The sequence below is a fragment of the Streptomyces sp. NPDC048331 genome, from assembly GCF_043201215.1.
GTDB lineage: Bacteria > Actinomycetota > Actinomycetes > Streptomycetales > Streptomycetaceae > Streptomyces.
Window position 1 is genome coordinate 81,194 of sequence record NZ_JBICYT010000001.1, and the last position, 15,817, is coordinate 97,010.

Annotated in this window: 15 protein-coding genes; 4 read left to right on the forward strand and 11 right to left on the reverse strand. The window is 71.0% G+C overall.

Annotated elements, in window-relative coordinates; genetic code table 11:
- Positions 1-44: 44 nt before the first annotated feature.
- Both ACGFYY_RS00345 and ACGFYY_RS00350 read left to right on the forward strand, forming a co-directional pair.
- Positions 45-1,427 (forward strand): L-serine ammonia-lyase, encoded by a 1,383-nt coding sequence (locus ACGFYY_RS00345; protein ID WP_393706410.1) that lies wholly within the window; start codon positions 45-47, stop codon positions 1,425-1,427.
- Positions 1,428-1,563: 136 nt separating this feature from the next.
- A complete protein-coding gene (locus ACGFYY_RS00350) occupies positions 1,564-2,070 on the forward strand; it encodes a hypothetical protein (RefSeq protein ID WP_393706411.1) in 507 nt (168 codons plus the stop codon).
- 86 nt (positions 2,071-2,156) lie between these two features.
- Here the strand turns inward: ACGFYY_RS00350 and ACGFYY_RS00355 are convergent, their stop codons facing one another.
- A complete protein-coding gene (locus ACGFYY_RS00355) occupies positions 2,157-2,801 on the reverse strand; it encodes a dihydrofolate reductase family protein (RefSeq protein ID WP_365271940.1) in 645 nt (214 codons plus the stop codon).
- 80 nt (positions 2,802-2,881) lie between these two features.
- Entirely contained in the window at positions 2,882-3,595 is a 714-nt protein-coding gene (locus ACGFYY_RS00360) for a flavodoxin family protein (RefSeq protein WP_365271937.1), read from the reverse strand.
- Positions 3,596-3,709: 114 nt separating this feature from the next.
- Between ACGFYY_RS00360 and ACGFYY_RS00365 the strand changes: the two genes are divergently transcribed.
- Positions 3,710-4,258: a PadR family transcriptional regulator gene (locus tag ACGFYY_RS00365; RefSeq protein WP_365271934.1), complete on the forward strand. Its 549-nt coding sequence runs from the start codon at positions 3,710-3,712 to the stop codon at positions 4,256-4,258.
- Positions 4,259-4,310: 52 nt separating this feature from the next.
- Here ACGFYY_RS00365 and ACGFYY_RS00370 read toward each other — a convergent pair whose 3' ends face one another.
- The 9 genes from ACGFYY_RS00370 to ACGFYY_RS00410 all read right to left on the reverse strand — a co-directional run bounded on the left by ACGFYY_RS00370 (position 4,311) and on the right by ACGFYY_RS00410 (position 13,272).
- Positions 4,311-4,523 carry an EF-hand domain-containing protein gene (locus ACGFYY_RS00370; RefSeq protein WP_150259513.1) on the reverse strand — a complete coding sequence of 71 codons (213 nt, stop codon included), beginning with the start codon at positions 4,521-4,523 and terminating at the stop codon, positions 4,311-4,313.
- Positions 4,524-4,784: 261 nt separating this feature from the next.
- Entirely contained in the window at positions 4,785-5,972 is a 1,188-nt protein-coding gene (locus ACGFYY_RS00375) for a YncE family protein (protein WP_393706412.1), read from the reverse strand.
- Positions 5,969-6,769 (reverse strand): polysaccharide deacetylase family protein, encoded by an 801-nt coding sequence (locus tag ACGFYY_RS00380; protein ID WP_393706413.1) that lies wholly within the window; start codon positions 6,767-6,769, stop codon positions 5,969-5,971. The genes ACGFYY_RS00375 and ACGFYY_RS00380 overlap by 4 nt, the downstream gene beginning before the upstream one ends.
- Positions 6,770-7,174: 405 nt before the next feature.
- Entirely contained in the window at positions 7,175-7,687 is a 513-nt protein-coding gene (locus tag ACGFYY_RS00385; RefSeq protein WP_365271924.1) for an ATP-binding protein, read from the reverse strand.
- 256 nt (positions 7,688-7,943) lie between these two features.
- A complete protein-coding gene (locus ACGFYY_RS00390; protein WP_266379608.1) occupies positions 7,944-8,711 on the reverse strand; it encodes an enoyl-CoA hydratase/isomerase family protein in 768 nt (255 codons plus the stop codon).
- Positions 8,712-8,816: 105 nt separating this feature from the next.
- Positions 8,817-10,043: an Ig-like domain-containing protein gene (locus ACGFYY_RS00395; protein ID WP_393706414.1), complete on the reverse strand. Its 1,227-nt coding sequence runs from the start codon at positions 10,041-10,043 to the stop codon at positions 8,817-8,819.
- Between the two features lie 148 nt (positions 10,044-10,191).
- Positions 10,192-10,905 carry a L,D-transpeptidase family protein gene (locus ACGFYY_RS00400; protein WP_393706415.1) on the reverse strand — a complete coding sequence of 238 codons (714 nt, stop codon included), beginning with the start codon at positions 10,903-10,905 and terminating at the stop codon, positions 10,192-10,194.
- A 93-nt stretch (positions 10,906-10,998) separates the two neighbouring features.
- Positions 10,999-11,907, reverse strand: a complete 909-nt coding sequence (locus tag ACGFYY_RS00405; protein ID WP_393706416.1) for a collagen binding domain-containing protein — start codon at positions 11,905-11,907, stop codon at positions 10,999-11,001.
- A 144-nt stretch (positions 11,908-12,051) separates the two neighbouring features.
- Positions 12,052-13,272, reverse strand: a complete 1,221-nt coding sequence (locus ACGFYY_RS00410) for an Ig-like domain-containing protein (RefSeq protein ID WP_393706809.1) — start codon at positions 13,270-13,272, stop codon at positions 12,052-12,054.
- A gap of 182 nt (positions 13,273-13,454) precedes the next feature.
- On the opposite strand from ACGFYY_RS00410, the gene glgX reads away from it, so the two are divergent.
- Positions 13,455-15,764: a glycogen debranching protein GlgX gene (glgX, locus tag ACGFYY_RS00415; RefSeq protein WP_393706417.1), complete on the forward strand. Its 2,310-nt coding sequence runs from the start codon at positions 13,455-13,457 to the stop codon at positions 15,762-15,764.
- Positions 15,765-15,817 lie beyond the last annotated feature (53 nt).

Sequence of the window (15,817 nt, forward strand, 5' to 3'; positions counted from 1 at the left end):
GGTCCGTTCCCCGCCACCGCGGGGATGACCCGGGAGTCCGCACCGTGGCCATTTCCGTTTTCGATCTCTTCTCGATCGGCATCGGTCCGTCCAGCTCGCACACCGTGGGTCCGATGCGGGCCGCGCGCATGTTCGTGACGCGGCTGAAGAAGGACGGCGTGCTGGCCCAGACCGCCTCCGTCCGCGCCGAGCTCTTCGGCTCCCTCGGCGCGACCGGCCACGGTCACGGCACCCCCAAGGCGGTGCTCCTCGGTCTGGAGGGCCACTCCCCCCGCACGGTGAACGTCGAGACCGCGGACGACGAGGTCGAGCGCATCCGCAGGACCGGCCGGCTGCGGCTGCTGGGCGCCGAGATAGGCGATGTCCACGAGATCGCCTTCGACGAGCCGAACCAGCTGATCCTGCACCGCCGCCGCTCCCTGCCGTACCACGCGAACGGCATGACGCTCTTCGCGTACGACAGCGCCGGCACCCCGCTGCTGGAGAAGACCTACTACTCGGTCGGCGGCGGTTTCGTCGTGGACGAGGACGCGGTCGGCGAGGACCGGATCAAGCTCGACGACACGGTGCTGAAGTACCCCTTCCGCTCCGGCGACGAGATGCTGCGCCTCGCGAACGAGACCGGCCTGTCGATCTCCTCCCTGATGCTGGAGAACGAGAAGGCCTGGCGCACCGAGGACGAGATCCGCGAGGGCCTCCTGGAGATCTGGCGCGTCATGCAGTCCTGCGTCTCGCGCGGCATGTCGCGCGAGGGCATCCTCCCCGGCGGCCTGCGGGTCAAGCGCCGGGCCGCCGCCACGGCGCGCCAGCTGCGCACCGAGGGCGACCCGATGCAGCACCGCAGCGAGTGGGCGACGATCTACGCGATGGCGGTCAACGAGGAGAACGCGGCCGGTGGCCGGGTGGTGACCGCCCCGACCAACGGCGCCGCGGGCGTCCTGCCCGCCGTGCTCCACTACTACATGAACTTCGTGCCCGGCGCGGACGAGGACGGCGTGGTCCGCTTCCTCCTCGCCGCGGGCGCGATCGGCATGCTGTTCAAGGAGAACGCCTCGATCTCCGGCGCCGAGGTCGGCTGCCAGGGCGAGGTGGGCTCCGCCTGCTCGATGGCGGCCGGCGCCCTCGCCGAGGTCCTGGGCGGTACCCCGGAGCAGGTCGAGAACGCGGCCGAGATCGGCATGGAGCACAACCTCGGCCTGACCTGCGACCCGGTCGGCGGCCTCGTGCAGATCCCCTGCATCGAGCGCAACGGCATGGCGGCGGTCAAGGCCGTCACGGCCGCTCGGATGGCGATGCGCGGCGACGGCAGCCACAAGGTGTCCCTCGACAAGGTCATCAAGACCATGAAGGAGACCGGCGCGGACATGAAGGTGAAGTACAAGGAGACCGCCCGCGGCGGCCTCGCGGTCAACGTCATCGAGTGCTGATCCGCACCACGTGACACGAGAGGGGCCCGGCGCGTGCGCCGGGCCCCTTCCGCGTCCGGAAGCGGAACCGTGGTGTCTCACCGGGCGTCCTAGGCTGTGCCACCCGTCCCCGTCTCTCGAGAATCGAGGGGACAACATGATCCACGTCCGTCTCCGGCAGTCCGTGGCCCTGGCGACCGGCGCTCTGCTCGCCGCCTGCCTCTCCTTCGCCGCACCTGCCTCGGCCTCCACCCTCACCGCCGCCAAGGCTCAGGTCCAGACCCCGCTCGTCGTCAACGCCCGCTGGGCCGGCCACCCCACGTACGACCGCATCGTCATCGACCTCCAGGGCTCCGGCCCCGCGGTCACCGTCACTCCCGTCCCCCAGCTGGTGTACGACGGGTCCGGGAAACCCGTGCCGCTGCCCGGGAAGCACTTCCTGGAGATCCGCCTCCACCCCGCCGCCGCGCACGACGACGCGGGGCGGAACGTCTACCAGGGCCCCAAGTTGCAGAAGATCAACCTCAGCAAGCTCAAGGGCATCGCCCTGACCGGCGACTACGAGGGGTACGTGACCTTCGGCGCCGCCTTCGACACCCTGCCCTACTACCGCGCGTTCCCGCTGCACTCGCCGGAGCGGTTCGTCGTGGACATCGCGCACTGAATCGGTGCCGTACGCCGGGGCCCGGAGCGTGGAACGCTCCGGGCCCCGGCCGTGTCGTCGGCCGTGTCACCGGCCCCCGAAGGTCGTCACCTGCGCCAGAACAGGTGGTGCGTCACCCCGCTCGTACTGGGCACGACGTCGAGGTGGAACCGGTCGAGCAACTCCTCGGGGGATTCCCAGAGTCTGACGCCGGATCCGAGCTCCACCGGCGAGACCGCCACGTGCAGGGTGTCGACGAGGTCGGCGTCGAGGAACTCACGGATGGTGGTGGCCCCGCCGCCCAGCCGGACGTCCTTGCCCCGCGCCGCTTCCCGCGCCCGCTCCCAGGCCGTGGCCGGGTCGGCGTCGACGAAGTGGAACGTGGTGTCGGAGAGCGTGAACGAGGGACGCGTGTGGTGGGTCATGACGAACACGGGGGTGTGGAACGGGGGCTCCTCGCCCCACCAGCCGCGCCAGTCGTGATCGGTCCAGGGCCCGCGCTGGGGTCCGAACTTGTTGCGGCCCATGATCTCGGCGCCGATGTTGTGGGCGAAGTCCCGGGTGAAGTAGTCGTCGAGGCCCCGGCTCCCGCCGGGGTCGGTCCGGTTGGGCCAGCTCGCCGTGGCTCCGGCCCAGGCGAACATCTCGCCGGGGTCGGCGTGGCCGAACGGCCGCTCCAGGCTCTGGTCCTCCCCGGCGCCGAATCCGTCGCGCGAGACGGTGAAGTTCTGGACCCTCAGCAGTTGCTCCACCGGGTCTCCTCCTTCGGACGGACAAGGGCGGGCGGGGACGGACGGGGACGGACGGGGGCGGAGCGGAGCGGAGCACGGGCTCAGCGGTGCTCCGGGTTGGGGAAGTCGAAGCGGCAGCCCGCGTCCCACTGCGAGCGCTGGTTGCCGTGCGGCGGGATGCCGCCCGAGCGCTTGAGCAGGGCGGCCAGGTGCATGAGGTTCCAGGACATGAAGGCGGTGTTGCGGTTGGTGAAGTCGTTCTCGGGGCCGCCGGAGCCGGGGTCCAGGTAGGAGGGGCCGGGGCCCGCCTCGCCGATCCAGCCCGCGTCGGCCTGCGGCGGGATCACGTAGCCGAGGTGCTGGAGGCTGTAGAGGATGTTCATCGCGCAGTGCTTGACGCCGTCCTCGTTGCCGGTGATCAGTGCGCCGCCGACCCGCCCGTAGTAGGCGTACTGGCCGCGCTCGTTCAGCAGCGAGGAGCAGGCGTAGAGGCGCTCGATGACCTGCTTCATCACGGAGCTGTTGTCGCCGAGCCAGATGGGGCCGCACAGGACGAGGATGTCGGCGTCCATGATCTGGCTGTAGAGGACCGGCCACTGGTCGCTCTCCCAGCCGTGCTCGGTCATGTCGGGCCAGACCCCGGTCGCGATGTCGTGGTCGACGGCGCGGATCAGGGAGGTCCGGGTGCCGGCCGCCTCCATGACCCGGCGGCTCCTGTCGATCAGGCCCTCGGTGTTGCTGGTCTCGGGTGAGCGTTTGAGCGTGCAGTTCACGTAGAGGGCGGTCAGGTCCGAGTAGTCGTATGAGGCAGCCACACCCCCAGGCTCGCCACCACGGGTCGGCGCCGCCACCGGGCCGCGCCCGTCCGGGGGCCGCCGTGCGGGGGCCGCGATGCGGGGGCGGTCCCGCCGCAAACCTAGGATGGCGCCATGTCGCTGCCGCACGCCATCCTCACCGCCCTGCTCGAGAAGCCCTCGTCCGGGCTGGAGCTGACCCGGCGGTTCGACAAATCGATCGGGTACTTCTGGTCGGCGACGCACCAGCAGATCTACCGCGAGCTGGGGCGCCTGGAGGAGTCCGGGATGATCCGGGAGCTGCCGAGCGAGGTACCCGTGCGCGGGCAGAAGAAGGAGTACGAGGTGCTGCCGGCCGGCGGCGCGGAGCTGGCCCGGTGGGTCGCCGAGAGCCAGGACCCCAAGCCGATGCGCGACCCGCTGCTGCTGCGGATCCGCGCGGCGGGTGTGGTGGGACCGCAGGGGCTGGGTCCCGAGCTGCGGCGCCATCTGGAGCTGCACCGGCGCCAGCTCGCCCAGTACGAGGCCATCGAGGAGAAGGACTTCCCGCCGGGTCGGGACGCCGTGGAGGACCGGCTGCGGCGGCTCGTGCTGCACGGCGGGATCGCCCTGGAGACGTTCTGGCTGCACTGGCTGGAGGAGGCACTGGGCGAGGTCGAGGACATGTCCGGGCCCCAGGCCTGACGCACGCCGCCGCCCCGCTCCGGCGGTCCGGGGCGGGGCGGCGGCGGAGGGACTACTTGTTCAGGGAGGCCCAGAACTCGTCGAAGCTCAGCAGGCCGTCGCCGTTCGCGTCCTTGGCGGCGATCACGGCGTCCGCGACGGGACCGGTGACGAACGGGTCGCCCATGGCCGCCATGGCCGCCTTGAACTCGTCGGCCGTGACGAAGCCGTCACCGTTCACGTCGAACTTGCCGAACGTCGTCCGTGCGCTCTCGATGTCCGCCACTGGGTCCACTCCTTCTTGATGCCTTGTTGACCGGCCCAGGGTAGCGGCCGCCCCGCTCCGCCCCCGCCTCGGGTCCCGTTCGGGCGAAAGGACCGTTCCCTCACCGACCCATGAGCGGAATCCATGATTCCGGCCGAACGGACCCGATCCCCTTCGTCACGCTCCGGGGCGACGAGCGCCCTCCGGCAGCCCGTGGGCCGGCGCACGCACAGCGATGCCCCGGGAGCTGTGCGAGCTCCCGGGGCATCGCTTCGGAGGGCTTTAGCGGAAGATGCCGGTGTGACCGAGCGAGTAGCGGCCGGGCTGCGGGTACACGGCGAGGCCGTGCGGTCCGCCGCCCACCGGGATCCGGGCGAGCTGCTTGCCGGTCTGCGTGTCGAGCGCGTAGACCTCGGAGTTGTAGCGGCCCGACAGCCACAGGACCTTGCCGTCGGCGGAGACCCCGCCCATGTCGGGGCTGCCGCCGTCCGGCAGGGTCCACTTCTTGGTGAGCTTGTTCTCGGGGAAGTTGAAGACCGAGATGGTGCCCTCGCCCCGGTTGGAGACGTACATCTCCTTGGAGTCGCGGCTCACGTAGAGGCCGTGGCAGCCCTTCCCGGTGGGCAGCAGTTTGGGAGTCTCGAACGCGTCGCCGCTCAGCACCCACATGCCGTGCGCCATCATGTCCGCGACGTAGAAGGTCTTCCCGTCCGGGGAGACCTTGACGTCCTGCGGCATCGCGCCCTCGAACGGCAGCTTCTGCTGGCCGACGACCTCCATGCGCTCGGTGTCGACCTTGAGGAGTTCGCCGGAGAACTCGCAGCTCACGATGAAGTAGCGCCCGTCGGCGGAGAAGTCCGCGTGGTTGACGCCGTAGCAGGTCACGGGGACCGTCTTCACCCGGTCCATCGTGTGCGGGTCGCGGAAGACCAGCTCCCTGTCCATCGAGGCCATGACGATCGCGTACTTGCCGTTGGGCGTGAAGTACAGGTTGTACGGGTCGTGCACCTCGACGGGCTTGCCGGCCTCGCCGGTGGCCGGGTTGATCGGGGTGAGGGTGTGACCGCGGTTGTTGTTGACCCACAGGGTCTTCAGGTCCCAGGAGGGAACCACGTGCTGGGGCTGGACCCCGACCGGGATGGTGTCGATGACCTTGTACGTCGCCGGGTCGATGACGGACACCGTGTTGGAGTTGGTGTTCGGCACGTACACGCGGGACGGGAAGTCCTTGACCACGGGGGAGAGTTTGTTCGGCCGGTCCGCCGCGTAGACGTCGTTCGGATCGAGCACGGGCGGCATGCCGGGCAGACCGGGCGGGGCGGCCGGCGCGGCCTTGACGGGCTTGGCCGGGCCCTTGGTGCCGAGCGCCTCGGCGGGTCCCTTCGCGGCCGATCCACAGCCGGCCAGGGCGGCGAGGACCAGACCGGCCAGCAGCACGGTGGCCTTCCGGGGAAGGCGGGTGGTCTTCATGGGGTCAGCAGCTCCGTGGTGGTCACCGCGCGCAGCTCGCGGCGCGCGAGTTCTTCGAGGAGGGGAGGCATCGCGTCGACCGTGTCCGCGTAGCCGAAGTGCAGGCTCACCACCGATCCGGGCCGGATCGTCCCGATGACGGTGCGGATGACGGCCGCGGCGCCGGGCGAGGTGAAGTCGAGAGAGTCCACGTCGTACGAGAGGACGTGCGGGTAACCGGCCCGCTGGGCCAGCTTCTGGACGAGCGGTGTCGCGTGCTGCGTCTGGGAGGGCCGGAACCAGGTGCCGATGGAGCCCGTGAGCCGCTTGAGGCGCTGGGCGCAGCCGGTGATCTCGGCGTAGGCCTCCGCCTCGGACATGTCGTTGATCGCGAGGTGGCGCTGGGTGTGGTTGCCGAGCTCGTGGCCGCCGTCGAGGACCCGCCGGGCGAGCTCCGGGTGGGCGTCGAGCCAGGACCCGATGGCCAGGACGGTGACCCGCGCGCCCCCCTTCTCGGCCGCGGCGAGCACCGCCCGGGCGATGGCGGGGTCCCCGTTGCCGTGGAAGGTGAGGGCGACCCGGGAGCGGTCGCGCGGGCCGTGGTCGATCTCCACGGGCTGCCCGGCGAAGCGGCGCGGGGCGGCGGCCGGAGCCGCTTGTGCCGGGCGGGCGGGGCGGGCCGGACCCGCCGTCCGGCCGGAGGACGCGGCGGCGGGCCGACCGGGGCCGCAGCCGGCGGTGAGGCCGGCCACGGCGACGCCGGCCGTCCCGAGGGCGGCCGCGCGCAGGGCCGCGCGGCGGCCTGGTTGTGAGAGCACTTGCCCATTTAAGAGGGCGATGACCCGGAAGATAACGATTGACCCAATTTCGGACGACTGCCGGAAGAGGCCGATCGGGTGGTCAGGTCGCTATGTGATCAACGATTTACACAGAGCAGTCGATACTTATTCGTAGATTACGAGGTGAGTGGCCCACCTCACCTAGGATTTAGCTAGAAAGTCTTATGATTTGCCCACTTATGTCCAAGTAGGGACTTTTGGCGTTCGGGCCTGCGTCTGCCATAGTCGGAAGCACGACTTCCCATTGACCCGAGCGAAGTCGCCACGCCGAGGATCACACCCCTTCCGATCCTCGGCGCACCCATGAAGCCCCCACCCGCCTCACACGGCGTACGGGGGCTTCAGGCTTTCCGGGGACGGTGCGCGGGGCGGGCGCCGCGCGGCTCAGGGGTTCTGCCGGTCGGCGACCCGCATCTCGAACCAGGTGATCTTCCCGCGCGGCAGCAGGTCCGCGCCCCAGCGGTCGGACAGCTTGTCGACCAGGAAGAGACCCCGGCCGGTGGTGTCCAGCTCATGGACCGGCATCAGGCACGGCAACCCCCGCGAGGGGTCGCGCACCTCCACCCGGATCCAGCCCCGGCGCCGCAGCATGCGTAAGCCGAAGGAACGGGCCCCGGTGTGCCGGACCGCGTTGCCGACGAGTTCCGAGACCAGGAGGACGGCGTGCTCGGCGATCTGCGGGGAGAGGCCCCAGAGGCGGACCACCACGCACTGGGTGAGCCGCCGCGCGGTGCTCGCCGACTCCGGCATGGACGGCAGTGTCACTTCGGCCTCGGCCGGATTCCCGTACAACTCCAGCGCCTTGAGGCCTTGTTCGTCCTCAACGGCCGCCGTGATCCGTACCGCCGAAGCGCTGCCGCGCTGCCGCGGCTGTTCCACACCCTCCAGGCCCGCCATGCACCCATCATGGAGGGCCGACCCGCCCTCCCGGGCCGTTCCACAGGAAAACACCCCCCGGATTCAACAACTCCCAGGGGGTGTCCTGTCATATGCGTGAGGCAACCGGAAGGTCTTGGCGCACAGCTTGACCTGCGGTGACGGGCCGCACAAAAGTGATCACACGGAGTGGATCACCGATTCTCCTTAAGGCTGCCTTAAGGCCTGGCTAATCCACCCACAGGGGGGACCAGGGATCCGCGGCCGTGGCCTCGGCTCAGACGAACTTCGCCTTGCCCGGGCCCTCTTCGACGAAGCTGCGCATCCCGCGCTCCCGGTCCTCGGTGGCGAACAGGCCCGCGAACCAGTTGCGTTCGATGGTCAGGCCGGTGTCGATGTCGGCCTCCAGGCCCGCGTCCACACACTCCTTGGCGGCGCGCAGCGCGATGGCCGGACCCTGCGCCAGCTTCGCGGCCCAGGCGTGCGCCTGTTCGTACACCTCGGCGGCGGGCACCACCCGGTCGACCAGGCCGAGGGTCAGCGCCTCGTCGGCCTTGACCATCCGCCCGGTGAAGATCAGGTCCTTGGCCTTGGACGGTCCGACCAGCCGGGACAGCCGCTGGGTGCCGCCCGCGCCCGGGATCAGGCCGAGCAGGATCTCGGGCTGGCCGAGCTTCGCGTTGTCCGCGGCGATCCGGTAGTCGGCGCACAGCGCGAGTTCGCACCCGCCGCCCAGCGCGTAGCCGGTGATGGCCGCGACGACGGGCTTGGGGATCCGGGCGACGGCGGTGAAGGCGTCCTGGAGCGCGCGGGACCGGGCGACCATCGCCGCGTGGTCCATCGTCTGCATCTCCTTGATGTCCGCGCCCGCCGCGAACACCTTCTCGCCGCCGTAGATGATGACCGCGCGGACGTCGGCCCGGTCGGTCGCCTCCACCGCGAGCTCGCGCAGCCGGTCCTGGGTGGCGATGTCCAGGGCGTTCATGGGCGGCCGGTCCAGGCGGATGGTGCCGACGCCTTCGGAGACTTCGAGAGAGAGGGTCATAGGGGCCAGGTTAGCGCCGGTTAACGTCAAGTGGCCCGGTGCTGTGGGTCACAGCACCGGGCCACCCGGACTACGTACGCGGCGTGCGGGACGTCCGCGACGTGGCTACTTGATCCAGTCTGCCCACGGCATGTTCCAGCCGTTGAGGCCGTTGTCGGGGGCGATCTGCTTGTCCTTCGAGTTCTTCACGACGACCACGTCACCGATCAGCGACTCGTTGAAGAACCAGGCCGCCGGGGCGTCCGGGTCGCCGCCGCCGCGCTGGTCGCGCAGGCCCACGCAGCCGTGGCTGACGTTCGACGAGCCGAAGGTGCCGGAGGAGGCCCAGTAGTTGCCGTGGACGAAGGTGCCGGAGTTCGACAGGCGCATGGCGTGGGGGACGTCGGCGATGTCGTACTCGCCGCCGAAGCCGACGGTCGCGCCGTTCATCCGGGTCACCTCGTACTTCTCGCTGATGACCATCTGCCCGTTGTAGGTGGTCGTCGACGGGGCGCCCGCGGTGATCGGGACGTTCTTGAGCACCTGGCCGTCACGGACGACCTCCATCTGCTTGGTGCTCGCGTCGACCGTGGAGACCTGGGAGCGGCCGACGGTGAAGGTGACCGTACGGGTCTGCTTGCCGTAGACGCCGGGGCGGCCTTCGACGCCGTCCAGGGCGAGCTTCACGGTGACCTTGGTGCCCGCGGCCCAGTAGTTCTCGGGGCGGAAGTCGAGACGGTCGTTGCCGAACCAGTGGCCCTCGACCTGGACGGCCGGCTCGGCCGTGACGGTGATGGCCTTCTCGACGGCCTCGGGGTTGGTGATGCCCCGGGTGAAGTTGATCGAGACCGGCATGCCCACGCCGACGGTGGCGCCGTCCTCGGGCGTGTAGTGGCCCACGAAGGTGTTGGTCGGGGTCAGGGTGGTGAACGTGGTGTCCTTGGCCGACTCCCGGCCGGCCTCGTCCTTGGCGACCGCGTGCACCTTGTACTCGGTGGCGGAGGCCAGGTGGCGGGCCGGTTCCCAGCTGGCGCCGTCGGCGGCGAGCTTGCCCTCGACGGCGTTGCCCTTGGTGTCCGCCACGGTCACCGTGCTGAGCTTGCCGCCCGTGCTCGTGATCTTCAGGACGCCGCTGGTCGCGACCTCCTTGGCCCCGTCGTCGGGCTTGACGCTGACGACCGCCTTGGAGGCTTCGGTACCGGTCTTGCCGCCACCCCCGGCGTTGTCGCCACCACTGCCGGCGTTGTTACCACCGCCACCGCCACCGCACGCGGTGGTGAACAGCAGGGCCGCCCCCAGCAGAAGGGCCGGCAGGCCGGTGCGGGCACGGCCGCGTATCGGCTGCAGGTTCACTCGTGTTCTCCCCATGTCCCCCGCGCGCGGACTGTCGCGCGCATGTCGACAGGTAATCACAGCGAGGGATCACGATGAGCCACGGTCTTGTCACCGTTCCGTCCCAACTGCCGCTGAGCAGCCGGGACGGGGGGCGGGGCCCCGGTCGTCAGTCCTCCGTGCCGGGTTTGGTGCCCCAGACGTAGACGACGTCGCCCTCGGTGAGCAGGTCCCAGAGGCGTGCCGCGTCCGCCTCGGTGAGGTTCACGCAGCCGGCGGAACCGCCGTACGCGTACAGGTAGCCGGGGGAACCGTGGATGGCCTGGCCTCCGTCGAAGAACTGGGCGTGCGGCATGGGCGAGCCGTACAGGGTGGAGACGTGGTCCTTGCTGCGCCGGTACACCTCGTGCAGGCCCGGTCGGGTCTCCTGGAAGTCGCGCCCGGTACGGATGGGGACGGGCGGGAAGACGACGCGCTTGCCGTTCTGCACCCACAGCAGCTGACGGTCCATATCCACGCAGGTCACGCGGTGGTCCCGCACCGGGCAGTCGCCCGCGGCGTTGGGGTTCGGGCGGGCGCTGACGACGAGCATGGTGCGGAAGGTGGCGACGCCCGGGTAGCCGTCCGCCGGGGTGACGCCGTTCTCGCGCTGGAAGGCGCGGACCGCGTAGCAGTCCGCCGACGACTGCACGCCGTCGACCGGCCGACCCAGGTGGTGCTCCAGCTCCCGCTGGTAGGGGCCGGTTCCGGCCACGCAGGCGGTCTCCGGTTCCGCCGGCGCCGGGGCCGCCGCGGCCCGGGCCGGGTGAAGGCCCGTCAGGACGAGAAGAGCGCCGAGGGCGGCCGCCCCCGCCAGTGGTCCTGTCCGCGTGCGTGCAGCCATCCCGGGCCTCCTCGGCCTGTGGGTCCTACGGTCGCACCCAGCCAATCCGGGGATCGCGGGTGCCGCTCGCGCTGATGCGCCGACGGGGTGAGGTCACTTCACCCACGCGTCCGGGAACGGGTACCCGGCCCGGCGGCGGGCCTCCTCCCCGCCGTTCTCGGCGCTCCCGTCCTGCTCGTCGTCCGCGGCGGGGACCCGCCCGTGGTCGTCCCGCGTGGCGGTGAGGGGAACCACGAGCCGCCGGTCGGGGGTGTCGCCGTCCAGCCACCGCGGGCCGGTCACCGGGGCCTTCGGCATGACGTAGCCCTCGGGTACGTCCGTCTCGACCACGTAGTACCAGCCGTCGGCGAGCCGGTCGAAGTCGCAGACGCCATCGGCGTCGGTGGCGCAGCCGGGCCTGACCCTCCGGTCGGCGTCGATGCCGCGGACCTGGAGGCCCGCCACCTTGTTGGTCTCCCTCCAGAGCTCGACGACCGTGCCGTGCAACGGCCACCCGGTCTTCGCGTCCGTCGTCCGGACCCGGACCCCGCCGCCGTGCGCGGCGTTCTCCCGCCGGTTCGGCACGTCGAGGACGAGGCCCTCCGCCACATCGCCCGCACGCAGGTCGAAGCCGGTGACCGGTTCCTCGGTCGGCTCGTATCCGGCGGGGGCCGCGGTCGCCAGCCAGTAGTACGTCTCGTCGACGGGAAGCTCCACCGTGCAGCTGCCCTTGGTGTCGGTCACGCACGCGCCGTCGTGCTTCTCGTCGACCGCCGGACCCTCGGTCTGGAGCCCGGCCAGGTCGTTGGTCTCCCGCCACAGCTCGAACCGCGCGCCGGGCAGGGGCTGCCCGGTGTCCATGTCCGTGTCCAGCAGGACGACCCGGGCGGCGGTGATCGGGGCCGCGGACGGTGTGACGGGGACGGGTCCGTCCCGGTCGGCCGCATGGGCCGCCGCCGCCGTGGCGAGGACCGCCGCGGCGGCGAGGCCGAACGGCCACACCCTTGCTCTTCCGGCTGCCATGCCACTCCGTTCGTCGCCTCCGGGGCTGCTCTGCCCTGACAGGCTGGAGGGATCCTCGTACAGGTATCCGGGAGGACACACGGGCACGACGGCATTCCGATCACACGAATCACCCGTTCGGTCCCGGGCGGGCCGCCGACCGGCTCAGGCGATGGCGGAGCCGGCGACCCAGTCCGCCCAGGACATGTTCCAGCCGCCCAGCCCGTTGTCGGGGGCGACCGTCTTGTCCTGCGAGTTCACGACCTCCACCACGTCCCCGACGAGGGTCCGGTCGAAGAACCAGCCGGCCGGGGTGTCGGAGCCGCCGCCCTTGTCGTCGCGCAGACCCACGCAGCCGTGGCTCTGGTTGGTGGTGCCGAAGGTGTCGGGGCTGGACCAGTAGTTCCCGTGCAGGAAGGTCCCGGAGGCGGTGAGGCGCATGGCGTGCGGGACGTCGGGGATGTCGTACTCGCCGCCGAAGCCGACGGTCTGGCCGTTCATGCGGGTGACGTCGAACATCTCCATCACCACCATCTTTCCGTTGTAGGTGGTGGTCTTGGGCGCCCCGGCGCTGATCGGCACGGTCGACACCAGCTGCCCGCCCCGGCGGACCTCCATGGTGTGCGCGGCCGCGTCCACGGTGGAGATCTGGGAGCGGCCGACGGTGAAGGTGATGGACTTGTCCTGGATGCCGTACGAGCCGGGCGCGCCCTCGATGTCGCGCAGGTCCATCTTCACGGTGACCCGGGTGCCGGGCTTCCAGTACTCCTTGGGCCGGAAGTCGAGCCGCTCCTTCCCGAACCAGTGGCCGACGACCTGCGTGCCCGGGTCGGCGGTGACGGAAATGGCCCGCTCCACTTCGGCGCGGCGCTCGATGGCTCGGCTGAACCGGAAGGAGACGATCATCCCGATGCCGACGGTCGAGCGGTTCTCGGGCTTGAAGTAGCCGATGAACCGTTCCTCGGGAACGTAGGTGGTGAAGGTGGTGTGGCGGGCCTGGCGGCGTTCGTGCCCGTCGAGGGCGACGGCGTCCACGGTGTACTTGGCGGCGAGCGCGAGGCGTCCGGACGCCGGGTCGGGGCTCCAGCTGAGCCCGTCCTCGGCGATGGCGCCGGGGACCTCTTCCTGCTGCGCGTCCTCCACCTTGGTGACGACGACCCGCTCCAGGCGGCCCTCGGGCACGGTGACCGACAACCGCCCGTCCGCGGGGACCTCCTTGGCGTTGTCGTCGGGGGTGATGCGGATGGCTTCGTCCGGCGAGCGGGGTTTGCCGGGCAGCTGGATCTCCACCGGTGCCTTGCCGTCCTGGGTGCATCCGGCCAGGCCGCCGAGCAGGCCCGCCCATGCCGCCACGGCGGCCAAGCCCGCCCCTGCCCGCCTCGTCAGAAGTGTCACGATCCCTCCAACGACCGGGCGGTGCGGGGGAAACGTGAGCGCGGGCCACGTTCCGGGCAGATCTCTCCGGGCAGAACAGTGTGAAGGACCAGACGGGGGCGGGCCCAGGCCGGGACGCCGGGGCCGCACTCTCCCCTACCCCCGCCGGTACCCAGGAGCCGTGGAGGCGGGCAGTGTCGAGCGCAGCCGAGCAAGAGGCGGTGGAAGCCGTCAGCAATGCCGCGGAAGCGGTGCGGAGCGGCCGGGCCGTGCCCGTACCGCAGATCGACGGTCGACTGAAGGAGCGACCGAACGGCCAGGTCAGGGGCCAGGTGGTACGGGTGCACGCGCGCCCGGGGGCGCCGGTGTGGCCGGGGTCCTCGCATCCGTTGGGGGCCCGGTTCCATCACGGTCCGGACGGGACGGCGGGCACCAATTTCGCCCTGTGGGCGCAGGGCGCGGAGGCGGTGGAGGTGTGTCTGTTCGACGAGGCCGGCGCCGAGACCCGGTGCACCCTGACGGAGCACACGCACGAGATCTGGCACGGGTTCGTGCCGGGCGTACGCCCCGGGCAGCGGTACGGGTTCCGGGTGCACGGCCGCTGGGACCCCTGGACGGGTGCCCGGTACAACCCGGCGAAGCTGCTCCTGGACCCGTACGCACGGGCCGTGGACGGGGACTTCACGCTGCCCCCGGAGGTGTACGCGCACGTCCGGGACTGGCCGCAGCAGTACATCGCCGACACCGTGCGCGACGACCGGGACTCCGCGCCGTTCGTCCCCAAGGGCGTGGTCGTCCACGATGACGACGACTGGGCGGACGACGTCCGGCCGAAGACGCCGTGGGCCGATTCGGTGATCTACGAGCTGCACGTGCGCGGCTTCACGATGCGCCATCCGGGTATTCCCGAGGAACTGCGCGGCACCTACGCGGGCCTGGCCCACCCGGCGGCGATCGAGCACCTGACCAGGCTGGGGGTGACGGCGGTCGAACTGCTGCCGGTGCACCAGTTCGCCCACGAGGACCATCTGCTGCGCCGGGGGCTGCGCAACTACTGGGGCTACAACTCGATCGGCTACTTCGCCCCGCACGCCGGGTACTCGGCGAGCGGTACCGCGGGGCAGCAGGTCGGGGAGTTCAAGCGGATGGTGCGGGCCCTGCACGCGGCCGGGATCGAGGTCATCCTCGACGTGGTCTACAACCACACGGCGGAGGCGAGCGAGCTGGGTCCCACGCTGTCGCTGCGCGGCATCGACAACCGGGGCTACTACCGGCTCCAGTCCGACCAGCGGCGGTACTCCGACTACACGGGTTGCGGGAACACCCTGCACGCGGGGCGCCCGCACGTACTGCGGCTGATCACGGACTCGCTGCGCTACTGGGTCACCGAGATGGGGGTGGACGGCTTCCGCTTCGACCTGGCGGCGGCGCTGGCCCGATCGATGCACGACGTGGACATGCTGTCGCCGTTCCTCGCGGTGATCGCCCAGGACCCGGTGCTGCGGCGGGTGAAACTCATCGCCGAACCGTGGGACGTGGGCTCGGGCGGCTACCAGGTGGGGGCGTTCCCCCCGCTGTGGACGGAGTGGAACGACCGCTATCGGGACGCCGTACGGGACTTCTGGCGGGGCGCGCTGCCCGACGTACGGGATCTCGGGTACCGGTTGTCGGGGTCGAGCGACCTGTACGCGTGGGGCGGACGCCGGCCGTACGCCTCGGTGAACTTCGTGACCGCGCACGACGGTTTCACCCTGCGCGACCTGGTCACCTACGAGCGCAAGCACAACGAGGGCAACGGGGAGGCGAACCGGGACGGGACCAACGACAACCGGTCGTGGAACTGCGGGGCGGAGGGCGAGAGCGACGATCCCCGGATCGGCGTGCTGCGCCGCCGCCAGCTGCGCAACCTGCTCACCACCCTGCTGCTGTCCACGGGCGTGCCGATGCTGGTGGCCGGGGACGAGTTCGGGCGGACGCAGGACGGCAACAACAACGCCTACTGCCAGGACAACGAGACGGGCTGGGTGGACTGGTCGCTGCTGGAGGATCCGACCTGGCAGTCGCTCTTCGCCCTGGCCTCCCGGTTGATCGCGCTGCGCCACGCCCATCCCGTGCTGCGCCGGCGGGCGTTCTTCTCGGGGCGCTCCCAGGGCGCGGACGGGCTGCGGGACCTGGCGTGGTTCACCCCGGCGGGCGCGGAGATGACCGAGCGGGACTGGTACGCGCCGACCGCCGCGCTGGGGATGTACCTGTCGGGGCGGGACATCCCGGGCCGTGACGAGAGGGGCCGGCAGGTGACGGACGACAGTTTCCTCGCGCTGCTGCACGCCGGGGACCGGCCGGTGGCCTGGGTTCTGCCGCAGGCACCCTGGGCCGAGGAGTACGAGGTCGTCCTGGACACCTCCCTGGAGGCCCAGTCCGATCCTCCCCGGTCCCGGCACCGCGGTGGGCGGACCCTGACGGTCCCGGCGCGGTCGGTGCTGCTGCTGAGGGTGGTGAGCTGAGCGGCGCCCGGACCGGGCCGCTGGTTCCGGACGTGTACGACATCCGGAACCAG